Genomic DNA, 14,183 nt, shown 5'->3' with positions numbered 1-14,183 from the left:
CCGGGCTTTTTTTCAGCCAACGTAACTCATCGCCAGCCCTAAAAACAGCACCAGGCCGACATAGTTATTGTTCATAAACGCTTTAAAACAGGCTTCACGTTCGCGCCCGACAATCAGTTTCTGCTGATACACAAACAGCGCGCCGGCCACCAGCACCGACCAGTAATACCCCCAGCCCAGCCCGTTCAGCCAGCCAATCAGCGCCATTAGCGCCAGCACCGCAATCTGCAAAATCCCGATAATAAGTTTGTCATGTCGCCCGAACAGAATGGCCGTCGATTTAATGCCGATTTTCAGATCGTCGTCCCGGTCAACCATCGCATACTGCGTGTCGTAAGCCACTGCCCAGAGGATATTGGCCAGGAACATCAGCCAGCAGCTCAGCGGCACGGACTCACTCACCGCCGCAAACGCCATAGGAATAGACCAGCCGAACGCCGCGCCCAGCACAACCTGCGGCAAATGGGTGTAACGCTTCATGAAGGGATAGACCCACGCCAGCGCCAGCGCCGCAATCGACAGCAGAATGGTCATCGTATTCAGCGTTAATACCAGCAGGAAGGAGAGCACTACCAGTACGACAAACAGCGTGCGCGCCTCTTTCTCCGTGACCGCCCCGCTGGGCAACGGTCGGTTGGCCGTGCGTTTCACATGTCCATCAAACTTACGATCGGCATAATCGTTGACCACGCAACCGGCGGCGCGCATTAACCAGACCCCGGCGACAAACACCGCCAGAATCCACAGTTGCGGTACTCCCGGCGTCGCTACCCACAGCGCCCATAATGTCGGCCAGAGCAGCAGTAAGGCGCCGATTGGCTTATCCGTACGCATCAGGCGGTGAAACGCCAACAGCTTATTCTGCGTCAGACTCCACTCCATTTTGTTTTCCTCTTAATACAACGGTGATGCGGGCAAAAACAGCTCGGTAAGCATCAGTGGCTTACCGCTCAGACGCAGGCGGGAACGACGCCCCCACAGTGCGGCATCACGACCAATCTCAATAAAATCTCGGGTCAACGTTGATGATGTAAACAGGTAGCGCCCTAACGGCGTTTTTCCCAGATTTTGTAAGGCCAGCTCAGGGCCGCACAACGTTGATTCAGGCACGACGGTACGCCCGGCAAGCCAGGGTTCGCCGTCTGCACATAACAAAATTTCACGTAACCAGTAGCGGGATTCGACCGGTAGCAGCGCCACCTCTTCAGCCACTTCATGTGGACCAACAAACGCTTCCCGAAGCAATGTCACGCTTACCCGTTTCCCTTCTTGCTCAAAACGTTTGGTCATGGAATCTTCCAGAAGTAACCAGTCGAGCAACCGGGAATCCAGCGCAGGAATCTCTTTAAAATAGCGCAGCGCACGCAGTTGCGTTAACGCAGGGTGTGACATGCCGTACTCTCCGTTTCATAACGTAAAGGCATTGTATCGCAGAAAAGAGATTACGGGAGGCGTAAACATAATTAAGTGATCGGTTGCGCAACAGAAGTGTAACAACTCGCATGGAATGCTAAAAAAAAGGTGCGCCAGGAGACGCACCAGTTGTTGCAAAATCAGCAATGTGGGGAGACGCTTACCCCTTGCCTTTTACACTGCTGATAAACGTGGAACGGGCAGATGTCGATCCCAGGCGTTCGGCTTCATCAAGCAGTTTCAGAGCTTTATCAACGTCACCTTTCGCTACCGCGTCCTTAATCGCATTGTTGAAGTAGCTTTCCGTGTCGTTCAGCATTGGCTCGCTTTTCTTCGCCGGGGCAGGCGCTGGCGCGGCAACGGCTGGTGCGGTATAGGCGGTCGCCGGTGCCGCAGTGTTGCCGACGGTGACAGGTCCCGGACCGGAAGAACCAAACAGCGGGCCAACCAGTACGCTGGAGCTGCTGTTGGTTTTCACTTTCAGTTTCAGCAGGCCATCAGTCGTGTGGCGCGCGATCGGATCGGGAATATCCGGGACGGCATTACCCACGCCTTTCGCATACGCTTTTGCCGGGTCAAGCAGCGTGGTGGTCTGCTGGAGATCGTTATTGGTGGTAAACACCAGAACGTACAGCTTCTGCTGGCCCAGCGCAGGCGTCAGGCGCATCACCCCTTCCAGACGATCCGCGCTCATCACGCCGGGGGCCTGGTAGGTAAAGTAGCTGCTGGGAAAAAACGCTGAAGGCGTCAGGTTCTGGTCGAGAATCAGCACGTTCGGTGCAAATACGCTGGTTTGTTTGTTAACTTCGCTGCTCAATGTCAGCGTGAGCTCACCGATGTTCGCCGGTACGCTATACGCGGCAACCGGGCCTGTAATACCGGCGACGTCAAGCCGCTGACCACCGGTAGAAAGCTGTGTGGACTGCGTACTGGACTGGTCGACAGGCGTCCAGGTGAGTTGTTGTAGTGCGGCGGTCGGAATCGCAGGCGCTGCGCTGGTGTTTTGCGGAACATAGTTTACATCCGCCAGGCTGATGCCTGGTGCGCTTGCCAGCAACCCCGCCGATAAACAAAGGGCGACGAGACTTTTCTTCATTTTCATTGTTATCACCTCAGATAGCACGGGTTCAGCGGTGGCCAGGCAATAGCGCGCTAAACCGCGAGAAACGGTGCAGATAATGCCGGATAGCGGCTACGCCTTATCCGGCCTGCATCTCGTTACCGGGGGACTTGCGCCCCCCTCGTTATGTCACGTATTACCACCAGATTTCCATCTGGGCGCCGAAGGACCACTCATCGTTGTCGCCACGGCTGGTTGTGTTGAAGCCGGAGTTATTCGATGCGGCATAACGCAATGTGTTATCGCCATCTTTGATATAGCCCCATTTCTCATCCCACTTCGCGTAGGTTGCAAAGAGACGGATAGCCGGGCGGGACCAGATGCTGTCGCCAGCCTGCCATTGTTGCGCCAGGGTGATTTTGTACTGGTTGTTGCGATCGCCAGTCTGCTGAGATTTGACGTTGTCGTAACCGACTTCCAGCAGGGTGCTCATGATCGGCGTCCATTTGAACATCGGACGAACGCCTACGGTCCACCAGTCAGTACCCAGATCGTTATCCAGGTCCTGTTTCTGGAACATACCGACGTACATCAGGTCCCAACGGTCGCCCAGAGAGATCGCCCCGTGGTCCAGAATACGCCACAGCTTACCGTTGTTATTGACGTAACGATCGACATAGTGGAGCTGATCGTCGCCTTCGCCGATATCAAAAGTCGAGCCGTAAGAACCCTGAGGAATACCTTTACCCTGCGTGGTCATCGCGTCAGTGGCGTACTGAACCACAAACTTGTTGTAGCCCTTCAGCATGCTCTGGGTATGTTCAGCAGTGAACATCCAGCCGTCTTTAGATGCGCCGTCAGCCAGACGATAATCGTCAGTGGTGTTTGCGCGACCATAGTCGACACCCAGTTCCAGCACGCCGTCCGGGTTCGTTTCCAGACCGGCTAAACGCACGTCGAAGACGTCGTTGGCGGTGTCTTTAGAAGAGTTGTAAATATCCTGGCTGCTGAAGGTGTAGGAACCACCGGCTTCCTGAGAGCGGGTCGCTGCCAGAGACAGTTTACCGAAGCCCAGGTCGATGTTTTCGATACCCGCACCAGGACCAGAAATATCCCAGTAGTAGAAGTCGATCATGTGAACGTCATGACGCTGATAGAAGCGCTTACCCGCCCAGATGGTGGAGCCTGGCAGCCAGTCAATCAGGTTTTTACCCTGCACGTTGGCTTCACGGAACGCCGGATCGGTTGCTTCCCAGTCATTCTGTTGCGCTACGGAGTAGGCCACGTTAGTGTCGAAATAAAAGCTCTTGTCGCCTTCTTTCCACACTTCCTGACCCAGTTTCAATTCCGCATAGGTTTCACATTCGTTACCAAGACGGTATTTACTTTGAGCGCCAGTTGCCTGGAAACATTGTTGTTCGCCGCCACTACCCGTCCAGCCGATACCGGAACGAGCATAACCATGGAAATCCACTGCCATTGCCTGAGCAGACATAACGCCTGCTGCGACGGCAACCGCCAGAGGAAGTTTGCGCAGAGTAATCATTATTCTATCTCCTGAGATCATTGCTTTTCTTTAAACGCGTCCCCCTTCGGACTGCCTCTTTGTTGGCGGTGTTCTTTCACTTGCCGCCTCGATACATCCTCGAATGGTTTTGCGTTTTGTTTTTTTAATGGGGACCTTAAACGCCCGGCTCCTTATGCAGCCGACGGCATGCGGAACCATCTTCACGGAACAGATGGCAACGCTCTGGCGGCAGACCGATAGCGAATGTGGCACCCTCTTCTACCAACACCACGTCGTTCTGGCGGTAAACCAGGTTTTGACGAATGGCGGGGATCTGGATATGAATTTGTGTTTCGTGACCAAGTTGTTCGACGACCTGAACCTCGCCTTCCAGGGTGACATCGGCGATGTCGCTGGGCAGCAGATGCTCTGGACGAATACCTAAAGACATATTTGCCCCGACCTGAACGCCGTTGCTTTCTACCGGCAGCCAGACGTTCTGGCGGTTCGGCAGCTCAACCTGCACCTGCTCGATAGCGGTCGCGGTGACTTTCACCGGCAGGAAGTTCATTTTCGGGGAACCGATAAAGCCCGCGACGAAGCGATCCGCCGGATAGTGGTACAGCTCCAGCGGCTTACCGACCTGCGCCACGCGGCCGGCATCCAGCACCACGATTTTGTCGGCCAGCGTCATCGCTTCGACCTGATCGTGGGTGACGTAAATCATCGTGCGGCCCAGACGCTTATGCAGGCGGGAGATTTCGATACGCATCTGCACGCGCAGGGCGGCATCAAGGTTAGACAGCGGCTCATCAAGCAGGAACACGCGCGGTTCCGCCACCAGCGTGCGGCCTATCGCCACGCGCTGGCGCTGGCCGCCGGAGAGCGCTTTCGGCTTGCGCTCCAGCAGGTGCGCCAGTTGCAGCACTTCCGCCACCTGATTCACACGCTGATTCATCACCTCTTTTTTGGCCCCCGCCAGCTTCAAACCAAAAGACATGTTTTCTGCCACGGACAGGTGGGGATAGAGCGCATAGGACTGGAAAACCATCCCTACGCCGCGTTCGGCGGGCGGGATGTCGTTCATACGGGCTTCCCCAATGAACAGATCTCCGCTGGTGATGGTTTCAAGTCCGGCGATCATACGCAGCAAGGTCGATTTCCCGCAGCCTGACGGTCCGACAAACACCACGAATTCCCCTTCGTGAATGTCGAGATTGATATCTTTCGATACCACCACGTCACCCCAGGCTTTCGTTACATTTCGCAGCTGTACGCTCGCCATGCCCTTCTCCCTTCGTTACAACCTGTCATCGACAGCAACATTCATGATGGCCTGACTATGCGTGATCCCTTGATTGCGTAAATCCTCCACCCCCCGGCTTTTTTATGGGGGAGGAGGCGGGAGGATGAGGGAGCAGCGTCTGAGACCCGGGCCGCGCCCCGCCGAGGAATTTCGTGATGTCACCTGCAAAAATCGCGGTGTTTTTATGTGCGCCAACACGCATTACTCACATTTATGCAACACAGATCACATAAAGAAGGGGTGGGGCGTAGGGGTAAGGAGGATGGAAAGAGGTTGTCGTATAAAGAAACTAGATACCGTTAAGCCACCTCTGTGTATCCACGAGCACATCACCAAAAAGGATGGGAGATATGAAAATCAAAACTGGCGCACGCATCCTCGCATTGTCCGCACTGACGACGATGATGTTTTCCGCCTCGGCTCTCGCCAAGATTGAAGAAGGTAAGCTGGTTATCTGGATTAACGGCGACAAAGGCTACAACGGCCTCGCTGAAGTGGGCAAAAAATTCGAACAAGACACCGGCATTAAAGTCACCGTTGAGCACCCGGACAAGCTGGAAGAGAAATTCCCTCAGGTTGCGGCCACCGGTGACGGCCCGGACATCATCTTCTGGGCGCATGACCGTTTTGGCGGCTACGCACAGTCTGGCCTGCTGGCTGAGATCACCCCGGACCAGGCATTCCAGGACAAGCTCTATCCGTTCACCTGGGATGCAGTGCGTTACAACGGCAAGCTGATCGCCTACCCGATCGCCGTTGAAGCGCTGTCCCTGATTTACAACAAAGACCTCGTTCCGAACCCGCCGAAAACCTGGGAAGAGATCCCGGCGCTGGATAAAGAGCTGAAGGCGAAAGGTAAGAGCGCGCTGATGTTCAACCTGCAAGAACCGTACTTCACCTGGCCGCTGATTGCCGCCGATGGCGGTTACGCGTTCAAGTTTGAGAACGGTAAGTATGACGTGAAAGATGTCGGCGTAGACAGCGCAGGGGCGAAAGCCGGTCTGGGCTTCCTGGTCGATATGATCAAAAACAAACACATGAACGCCGATACCGATTACTCCATCGCGGAAGCCGCCTTTAACAAAGGCGAAACGGCGATGACCATCAACGGTCCGTGGGCGTGGTCAAACATCGACAAGAGCAAAATCAATTACGGCGTGACACTGCTGCCGACATTCAAAGGCAAACCGTCTAAACCGTTCGTTGGCGTGCTGAGCGCGGGCATTAACGCCGCCAGCCCGAACAAAGAGCTGGCGAAAGAGTTCCTCGAAAACTACCTGCTGACCGATCAGGGTCTGGACGACGTGAACAAGGACAAACCGCTGGGCGCGGTTGCGCTGAAATCCTTCCAGGATCAGTTAGCGAAAGATCCGCGTATCGCCGCCACGATGGATAACGCCCAGAAAGGCGAAATCATGCCGAACATTCCGCAGATGTCAGCCTTCTGGTATGCGGTTCGTACGGCAGTTATCAACGCTGCCAGCGGTCGTCAGACTGTCGACGCCGCGCTGAAAGACGCGCAGGGTCGTATCACCAAGTAATGTTCAGGTCGTGTGCCGGCTGGCGGCATCAATGCCTTCTCCGGCCTACAGAACAGGTAGGCCGGATAAGCGCAGCGCCATCAGGTACGCTGACCTACAGGATTTCAAAGTTGTAGAGGAAGATCCCCATGGATGTCATTAAAAAGAAACATTGGTGGCAAAGCGACGCGCTGAAGTGGTCAGCGATTGGTCTGCTGGGCCTGCTGGTGGGTTACCTTGTAGTTTTAATGTACGCACAAGGGGAGTACCTGTTTGCCATCATGACGCTGATTTTAAGCTCTGCTGGCCTGTATATTTTCGCGAATCGTAAAACCTATGCCTGGCGCTATGTTTATCCGGGCATGGCCGGCATGGGGCTGTTTGTTCTGTTCCCGCTGGTCTGCACTATCGCCATCGCCTTTACCAACTACAGCAGCACCAACCAGCTCACCTTTGAACGCGCCCAGCAGGTGCTGATGGATCGTTCTTATCAGGCGGGCAAAACCTATAACTTTGGCCTGTATCCGGCGGGTGACGAGTGGCAACTGGCCCTCACCGACGGCGAAACCGGCAAGAATTATCTCTCCGACGCCTTTAAATTCGGCGGCGAACAAAAACTGCAACTGAAAGAGACTGACGCACTGCCGACCGGTGAACGCGCTAACCTGCGCATCATCACCCAAAATCGTCAGGCGCTGAACCAGCTTACCGCCATTTTACCCGATGAAAGCAAGGTCATCATGAGCTCGCTGCGCCAGTTTTCCGGCACCCAGCCGCTCTATACCCTTGCCAGCGACGGCACGCTGACAAATAACCAGAGCGGCGTGGCGTACCGGCCAAACAACGATATTGGCTACTATCAGTCCATCAACGCGGACGGCAACTGGGGCGACGAAAAACTGAGCCCAGGCTACACCGTGACCATCGGCTGGGACAATTTCTCCCGCGTCTTTACTGACGAGGGCATCCAGAAACCGTTCTTCGCGATCTTCGTCTGGACCGTGGTGTTCTCAGTTCTCACCGTGCTGCTGACCGTGGCGGTTGGGATGGTGCTGGCCTGCCTCGTACAGTGGGAAGCGCTGAAAGGTAAAGCGATTTACCGCGTGCTGCTGATTCTGCCGTATGCGGTGCCGTCGTTCATCTCGATTCTGATCTTCAAAGGTTTGTTCAACCAGAGCTTTGGTGAGATCAACATGATGCTGAGCGCGCTGTTTGGCCTCAAACCGGCCTGGTTCAGCGACCCGAACACCGCCCGCACGATGGTCATTATCGTCAACACCTGGCTGGGCTATCCGTACATGATGATCCTCTGCATGGGCCTGCTGAAAGCGATTCCAGACGATCTGTACGAAGCGTCGGCAATGGACGGCGCGGGGCCGTTCCAGAACTTCTTTAAGATTACATTCCCGCTGCTGATTAAGCCGCTGACGCCGCTGATGATCGCCAGCTTTGCCTTTAACTTTAACAACTTCGTACTGATTCAGCTTCTGACCAACGGCGGCCCGGACCGCCTCGGCACCACTACGCCAGCCGGTTATACCGACCTGCTCGTGAGCTACACCTACCGCATCGCCTTTGAAGGCGGCGGGGGCCAGGACTTCGGTCTGGCGGCCGCGATCGCCACGCTGATCTTCCTGCTGGTCGGCGCGCTGGCCATCGTGAACCTGAAAGCCACGCGTATGAAGTTTGATTAAGGGAGATAACAACAATGGCAATGGTTCAACCCAAATCTCAAAAGCTGCGTCTCTTCATCACGCACTTAGGGCTGCTGATTTTTATCGCGGCAATCATGTTCCCGCTGCTGATGGTCGTCGCCATTTCGCTGCGTGAAGGCAACTTCGCAACCGGGAGCCTGATCCCGGAACGCATCTCCTGGGAGCACTGGCGGCTGGCATTGGGCTTCAGCGTGGAACACGCTGATGGCCGTGTCACGCCGCCCCCCTTCCCGGTTCTGTTATGGCTGTGGAACTCGATCAAAGTCGCGGCGATCACCGCCATTGGCATCGTGGCGCTCTCTACGACCTGCGCTTACGCGTTTGCCCGTATGCGCTTTCCCGGCAAAGCGACGTTGCTCAAAGGGATGCTGATTTTCCAGATGTTCCCGGCGGTGCTGTCACTGGTGGCGTTGTACGCGTTGTTCGACCGTCTCGGCCAGTACATTCCGTTTATCGGTCTGAATACCCACGGCGGGGTGATTTTCGCTTACCTGGGCGGGATTGCGCTGCACGTCTGGACGATTAAAGGCTATTTCGAAACCATCGACGGTTCGCTGGAAGAAGCGGCGGCGCTGGATGGCGCGACGCCGTGGCAGGCTTTCCGCCTGGTGCTGCTGCCGCTCTCGGTGCCGATTCTGGCGGTGGTCTTTATTCTGTCGTTCATTGCCGCCATCACTGAAGTTCCTGTCGCCTCGCTGTTACTGCGTGATGTAAACAGCTATACCCTGGCGGTAGGTATGCAGCAGTACCTCAACCCGCAAAACTATCTGTGGGGCGATTTTGCCGCCGCAGCCGTGTTGTCCGCCATCCCGATCACGCTGGTGTTCCTGCTGGCCCAGCGTTGGCTGGTCAACGGCCTGACGGCAGGCGGTGTGAAAGGCTAAGTTTCATTGATGTACCTGCCCGGAAACGGGCAATGCCACTGCAACCCTCAACTTATATTATCCCAACTTGTGACTGTTCTTCGGCGCTCCTCGGAGCGCCTTTTTTTATTCCCGTTTTAGCCGTTTCGAATTACATAACCACAGGGTGATCACCAATAACAGGATCGCCGCAGAGTAGATCAGCACATCCATCGGCGATTTATGATCGACGATGATCAGCCGCACAATCGCGGTGATCCCGATATAGACAAAGTAGCGTAGCGGGAAATGAAAACCTGACTGGAAATACTTCACAATCAACGCAATAAACTCAAAGTAGAGAAAGTAGACCACCAGCCCTTCCACCAGTTCGTATTTGCTGGTTTGCTCCGGCGCGAACAGCACATCCGCCAGATGTAAGGTCTCTTTACCGAGGAAAACGACCAGGATCAGGCCCAGACTTAACAGCCCAAGATTCAGCACGGTCTGTAGGATCGTGGAGATAAACTCCACGCGTGGACGAGATAGTGACGTCATAGCAGCACCCTCTTTCTCAGTAGCAAGGTTCCTGTATAACGCAAAAATGTGACGGAGATCTATATTTTTTGTTTATGTTTTGTGCAGCAAAGGTCAGCGGAGAATTATCTCTGTCATGGCATGTTTCAAAGAGAAGGGAAAATGCAGTTAAAACACGTTACCGTCCGCAACGTCACCTGCGGTGAAAATGTGGTGATTTATGAGCCCGCAAACCTGTACGACTGCCAGCTTGGCGACAATGTTTTCATCGGACCTTTTGTCGAAATACAGGGCAATACACAGATTGGCGCAAACACAAAAATTCAGTCCCATACGTTTGTTTGCGAATATGTCACGATTGGACGCGATTGCTTTATCGGCCACGGCGTAATGTTCGCTAACGACATGTTTCGTGAAGGAAAGCCTGACCCGAACAGGCAGAACTGGGGGCGAATTGAGATCGGCAGCAATGTTTCCATCGGCAGCGGCGCGACCATCCTGGCCGTCAGCATTTGCGACGGCACAGTGATCGGCGCGGGAAGCGTGGTCACTAAATCGATCACCGAGAAAGGCGTATATGCCGGAAACCCGGCAAAATTATTGCGTCGCCTGTAAATTGCCGGATGGCGGCGTAAACGCCTTATCCGGCCTACAATGAATGCGGTTTGTAGGCCGGATAAGCGTAGCGCCATCCGGCTGGCAAACGGCTCGATCAGCGGAAATTCACGTTGCGGTCGCTGGTCATATCGTACAGACCAAACTTCCGGCCAAGCTGCTGACCGCCATCACGCGTCAGCGGCGTCCAGCCAATCGCTGCGCGGCTGCGGGTTGGGCTGGACGAGAAGAGATCCAACGGCACCGACACGTACACGCCTTTGGTGAAATCCCCTTCCCCGTACTCGTCCGGCGACACATCGGTGATCGTGGCATAGCCGCCAACCACCACGCCGCTGTCAAAGCGTTTCGCGATTTCCAGCGTACCGCCCTTGTCGCCAGCCAGATATTGACCGACGCTCGCTTTCACCAGCACATCCTGCGCGAACGACGGCGTCCAGTAGGCGGTCAAGTGGCCGGTTTTCACGCTGTAATCGGTGAATTTCATCATATCCTGCGCGCTACGCCAGTCACGCTGTTTCACGTAGTTAGCGTCAAGACCAAACGCCCAGTTGCTGTCGACCGGGCGATACAGCACTTCCGCCCCTGCGCCGCCGTACATGGTCTCCAGATAACCGCCGTAAACCTGGCCGTAGAAACCGTTGCCGAGGTACTGGAAGTAGTTGGCTTGCAGGTTATTAACATAGATATCGTTCTGCACATATTCACGCACATGGGTACGCACACGCGGAAGATGCGAATCGTTCGGTGGATTGGTGTAGTTAAATTTGTCGTAATTGTTGGCGATATTGGCAAACAGACTGCCGGTGGTAAGCAGATGATCCGTTACCCACAGATCCGCCGTCCCCATCACGCCAAGCTGGTACATATAGAAATTTTCCGGGCCGCCGACAGACTGGTTCAACACCGGATCGATATGGAAATCAAAGCGCGATTTATCGATATACCAACCCTGCTCGGTTGTTTCCGGCACGATCGGCTCCACACGTTTTTGCGCCAGTAGGGTCTCGTGTCCTAATGGCTCGCCTTCCAGATGGCGTTTCAGGCTGGCGACATCGGTTTCCGTGGTGACCTGCGGCATATTGAGACGGTTTTCCGTCACGCGGATCGTGCGAATCCCTTCTGGCAGATCGTTCATGACGATCCGATTCGCGCGTTCGATCCCTTCCCGCGAGTCACGGTATTTCACCTGCTCGCCGGTAACGTACAGCGTATCGCCTTTCACCTGAATTTTAGGGTCCGCCAGTCCGGCGTTGTATTTCAGCAGCGTCAACTGGTTAGCGACGACCGAGTGTTGCAGGATGGCGTCCTGCGGTTCAGGCTGATATTTCGGTCGCGCGTTATCGTTATACGATGGGCGCAAATCGTTGAAGTTTGTCCGCAGCGTCACGCCAAACATGAAGGTGTTGCCGCGTTCATAGCTGAGGTTAACGTCGGCCCAATCGGTGACGCGGTAAATGGCGCCGACGTTAAACTTGCTCTTCTGCTCCAGCTTACCCGCGAAATCCTGCTGATAATTGTTGCCTTCATACTCCAGTTTCAGGCGCAGCGGCTGCCAGGGCGTTTGATACTCCACCCCGCCAAACAGCGACGCTGGCCCGTGGAACATATCGCTGCCGTTGACGGAACCGGCCTGTTTATAACTGTTATCGCGGTGACAGAATTTATCGCTGTATGAGCAAAACGGATTGCTCACGTTGCCGCTGGTGCCCAGATAACCCCAGCCAAGACCGAGCGAGAAATCAAACGGCCCCCAGGCTTTGTTCGCTACTATGTATTCCGCATCGAACAGCCCCGTCCCGCCGATATCCCTTGCGCCGACCGCCACCTGCGGCATCCAGTAGCTCTCTTCCCATAACCGCAGTTTCAGGTCGAAGGCTTTGTCTTTGTAGGTCTGGTTGCCGGAAAACGACTCCACGCTGCTGTATTGTCTGGTACGCACGTCGGTATAGCGCAGCGTGGTTTCCAGCCACGGGAACAACTGTATCGACGCGGAGTAGTAGCGATACTGATCGTTATCACGATAGTTCAGGCTCATCTCCCCTTCCCGCGCCATTCGCGCCGTTGGCGTTTGCAGCAGCCCCACGCCGCCGAAGTCAGATTGTGACGGCCCAATGGGGGCCGGATATGTTTCGGCATGGCAGGCTGCGCTGATGCCCAGCGCCAGTAAGCTGAGCAGATGTGTTTTTTTCATTATTCGGGTATCCGCTGCGTCAGAGTACGAAGAATGTCGGCGTTAAGCGCATCCGGCGTGTTGCTCCATAGAGAATCCGTAAGACCGATAAAAATGATGCTGCCTGGCATCGGCTCAACGTGACGCTTGTTCCAGTAAGCGACCGGCGCTTTCTGCGTGCGTCCGTCGGGATAGACAACCCACGCATAGCTGCGATCCGCCCCGCTGAGCAGGCTTTGCTCATCAAGGTAGCTGGCCACGTCCCGCCCCGGGCTGAAGGGGCGTTTACCCGGCTGACTAACCAATCCAAACAGCGTGATATCTGTCGGCTGCCCGCCGACCCACAGCGTGTAATGGCCCTGCAACGGCGGATTGCCCCGTTCGCTGACGCGCACGGTATCCGGGTCAAGGTTAACGAGCTGTCTGCCAGTCACTTTCAATGTCTGCACCTGCTGGCGCAGCGTATTGATTGCGGCGGCGTCATCGCCGCTTTTCTCTGCGCCAAACGCAGCCAGGCGGCTCAATAATTCCTGCTGCTGGCGCTGCGCCGTGGCGGTAGCCCGCTCTTCGCTGATAACCGCGCCAGGCCACCAGCTGTTCGCCAGTTTCGGCTGCCCGACCAGATCGATCAGATGTTCCGCGCCGGTGAGCGTCTTCGGTTCTGTGCTGCCTGCGGCAAACACCTTCACGGTGCCTGCGGCAAAAGATGAGGAAGCGCACAAACTCAAGGCCAGCGCTGCAATGGTCTGTTTCATCATTGTTTTGCCGCCTTAATGAGCGTGGTTTTCACCGGGAAGTAGTCCGCCCCCAGATACTGCTCCGACTGGCGGATTTGCCCTTCGCTGTCGATCCAGTAGCGGTTATGCCAGCGCGCCTGGTCGGTTGTAACTTCTTCATCCAGTACGCGAACGGCGGTTACATCGCTACCGACCTTAATGCTGTCAGTGCCATCCCATTTGAAGACCGAGCGGGCGGTGGCGTAACGCACCTGTTTATGTTCCGTCCAGCCCATCGTGCGCGTCCACGTTGCGCCATCTACGATTTGTGCCGGTCTGGCCAATGGGTCAGCCGCCAGATTGTTCACACCGATCAGATTGTCGCCGCCGAGCAGGGTTTTAATCAGGCGACCATGCTGAGTCACGATGGTGGCCTGATCCTGCGTCACCCATTTCTGCTGCCCGTTCTCTGCGAAAGCGAGCACCACAAACAGCTGCGGCCCGCCATTGAGCTGCATGTACTGGCTGGCATAAGGCATGTTTTGAATGTCATCGTCCGTCAGTTGTACGCCCGGCGTACCGAACAGACTGTCCCACAGCGAATTACCCAGACCTTTAGTGGTGGCTGAGCAAGCCTGTAACAGCAGGCAAATGATGATAATTCCAGGTCGCTTCACGACTCTTCTCCGCATTATTGCCGGGAGGCCCCGGCCAGGAAGTCCCACAGGCTCAGGCAAGCTAAAATAACCACACCGAAGTGTGGTTATGATTAAACGTAC

Annotated in this window: 13 protein-coding genes and 1 pseudogene; 4 read left to right on the top strand and 10 right to left on the bottom strand. The window is 55.4% G+C overall.

What is annotated here, in order from left to right:
* Positions 1–12: 12 nt before the first annotated feature.
* The 5 genes from ubiA to malK all read right to left on the bottom strand — a co-directional run bounded on the left by ubiA (position 13) and on the right by malK (position 5,265).
* Positions 13–882: a 4-hydroxybenzoate octaprenyltransferase gene (gene ubiA / locus OGV83_RS18525; protein WP_110494805.1), complete on the bottom strand. Its 870-nt coding sequence runs from the start codon at positions 880–882 to the stop codon at positions 13–15.
* A gap of 12 nt (positions 883–894) precedes the next feature.
* Positions 895–1,392: a chorismate lyase gene (gene ubiC / locus OGV83_RS18520; protein WP_012134646.1), complete on the bottom strand. Its 498-nt coding sequence runs from the start codon at positions 1,390–1,392 to the stop codon at positions 895–897.
* Between the two features lie 181 nt (positions 1,393–1,573).
* On the bottom strand, positions 1,574–2,515 hold the full coding sequence (gene malM / locus OGV83_RS18515; RefSeq protein WP_012134648.1) for a maltose operon protein MalM: 942 nt from the start codon (positions 2,513–2,515) through the stop codon (positions 1,574–1,576).
* A 154-nt stretch (positions 2,516–2,669) separates the two neighbouring features.
* Entirely contained in the window at positions 2,670–4,022 is a 1,353-nt protein-coding gene (locus OGV83_RS18510; RefSeq protein ID WP_024130837.1) for a maltoporin, read from the bottom strand.
* 133 nt (positions 4,023–4,155) lie between these two features.
* Positions 4,156–5,265 carry a maltose/maltodextrin ABC transporter ATP-binding protein MalK gene (malK, locus tag OGV83_RS18505; protein WP_012134650.1) on the bottom strand — a complete coding sequence of 370 codons (1,110 nt, stop codon included), beginning with the start codon at positions 5,263–5,265 and terminating at the stop codon, positions 4,156–4,158.
* 371 nt (positions 5,266–5,636) lie between these two features.
* On the opposite strand from malK, the gene malE reads away from it, so the two are divergent.
* The 3 genes from malE to malG all read left to right on the top strand — a co-directional run bounded on the left by malE (position 5,637) and on the right by malG (position 9,405).
* Positions 5,637–6,827: a maltose/maltodextrin ABC transporter substrate-binding protein MalE gene (malE, locus tag OGV83_RS18500; protein WP_024130838.1), complete on the top strand. Its 1,191-nt coding sequence runs from the start codon at positions 5,637–5,639 to the stop codon at positions 6,825–6,827.
* A gap of 128 nt (positions 6,828–6,955) precedes the next feature.
* Entirely contained in the window at positions 6,956–8,500 is a 1,545-nt protein-coding gene (gene malF, locus OGV83_RS18495; protein ID WP_286464327.1) for a maltose ABC transporter permease MalF, read from the top strand.
* 14 nt (positions 8,501–8,514) lie between these two features.
* Positions 8,515–9,405: a maltose ABC transporter permease MalG gene (malG, locus tag OGV83_RS18490; RefSeq protein WP_012134654.1), complete on the top strand. Its 891-nt coding sequence runs from the start codon at positions 8,515–8,517 to the stop codon at positions 9,403–9,405.
* Between the two features lie 105 nt (positions 9,406–9,510).
* On the opposite strand, the gene psiE is transcribed toward malG, so the two are convergent.
* The gene (gene psiE, locus OGV83_RS18485) at positions 9,511–9,921 is read right to left on the bottom strand and encodes a phosphate-starvation-inducible protein PsiE (RefSeq protein WP_012907714.1); all 411 of its coding nucleotides are present in this window, start codon (positions 9,919–9,921) and stop codon (positions 9,511–9,513) included.
* 141 nt (positions 9,922–10,062) lie between these two features.
* Here psiE and OGV83_RS18480 point away from each other — a divergent pair, with 141 nt between their 5' ends.
* Complete coding sequence (locus OGV83_RS18480; protein ID WP_286464325.1) at positions 10,063–10,515, top strand: acyltransferase; 453 nt, start codon at positions 10,063–10,065, stop codon at positions 10,513–10,515.
* Here the strand turns inward: OGV83_RS18480 and OGV83_RS21675 are convergent.
* The 4 genes and pseudogenes from OGV83_RS21675 to OGV83_RS18465 all read right to left on the bottom strand — a co-directional run.
* Positions 10,498–10,596: pseudogene (locus OGV83_RS21675) on the bottom strand (hypothetical protein); the annotation flags it as partial. The gene OGV83_RS18480 and the pseudogene OGV83_RS21675 sit on opposite strands and share 18 nt — an antisense overlap.
* 16 nt (positions 10,597–10,612) lie before the next feature.
* Complete coding sequence (locus tag OGV83_RS18475) at positions 10,613–12,709, bottom strand: YjbH domain-containing protein (protein WP_286464324.1); 2,097 nt, start codon at positions 12,707–12,709, stop codon at positions 10,613–10,615.
* Entirely contained in the window at positions 12,709–13,446 is a 738-nt protein-coding gene (locus tag OGV83_RS18470) for a capsule biosynthesis GfcC family protein (protein WP_286464322.1), read from the bottom strand. The genes OGV83_RS18475 and OGV83_RS18470 overlap by 1 nt, the downstream gene beginning before the upstream one ends.
* Positions 13,443–14,081 (bottom strand): YjbF family lipoprotein, encoded by a 639-nt coding sequence (locus OGV83_RS18465; protein ID WP_049012005.1) that lies wholly within the window; start codon positions 14,079–14,081, stop codon positions 13,443–13,445. Before OGV83_RS18465 ends, OGV83_RS18470 begins: the two co-directional genes overlap by 4 nt.
* Positions 14,082–14,183 lie beyond the last annotated feature (102 nt).

Origin of the sequence: Citrobacter sp. CK189 (genome assembly GCF_030333505.1) — a bacterium.
Classification (GTDB): Bacteria; Pseudomonadota; Gammaproteobacteria; order Enterobacterales; family Enterobacteriaceae; genus Citrobacter_B; species Citrobacter_B koseri.
Note: the sequence above shows the minus strand (reverse complement) of the source record. Positions and strands in the feature narration are given on the sequence as shown.

Excerpts from the sequence above, each read along its gene's own strand:
- malK (WP_012134650.1), bottom strand. The coding sequence starts at position 5,265 with ATGGCGAGCGTACAGCTGCGAAATGTAACGAAAGCCTGGGGTGACGTG.
- malG (WP_012134654.1), top strand. The coding sequence starts at position 8,515 with ATGGCAATGGTTCAACCCAAATCTCAAAAGCTGCGTCTCTTCATCACG.
- OGV83_RS18475 (WP_286464324.1), bottom strand. The coding sequence starts at position 12,709 with ATGAAAAAAACACATCTGCTCAGCTTACTGGCGCTGGGCATCAGCGCA.
- OGV83_RS18470 (WP_286464322.1), bottom strand. The coding sequence starts at position 13,446 with ATGATGAAACAGACCATTGCAGCGCTGGCCTTGAGTTTGTGCGCTTCC.
- OGV83_RS18480 (WP_286464325.1), top strand. The coding sequence starts at position 10,063 with ATGCAGTTAAAACACGTTACCGTCCGCAACGTCACCTGCGGTGAAAAT.
- malF (WP_286464327.1), top strand. The coding sequence starts at position 6,956 with ATGGATGTCATTAAAAAGAAACATTGGTGGCAAAGCGACGCGCTGAAG.
- ubiA (WP_110494805.1), bottom strand. The coding sequence starts at position 882 with ATGGAGTGGAGTCTGACGCAGAATAAGCTGTTGGCGTTTCACCGCCTG.
- malM (WP_012134648.1), bottom strand. The coding sequence starts at position 2,515 with ATGAAAATGAAGAAAAGTCTCGTCGCCCTTTGTTTATCGGCGGGGTTG.
- malE (WP_024130838.1), top strand. The coding sequence starts at position 5,637 with ATGAAAATCAAAACTGGCGCACGCATCCTCGCATTGTCCGCACTGACG.
- ubiC (WP_012134646.1), bottom strand. The coding sequence starts at position 1,392 with ATGTCACACCCTGCGTTAACGCAACTGCGTGCGCTGCGCTATTTTAAA.
- psiE (WP_012907714.1), bottom strand. The coding sequence starts at position 9,921 with ATGACGTCACTATCTCGTCCACGCGTGGAGTTTATCTCCACGATCCTA.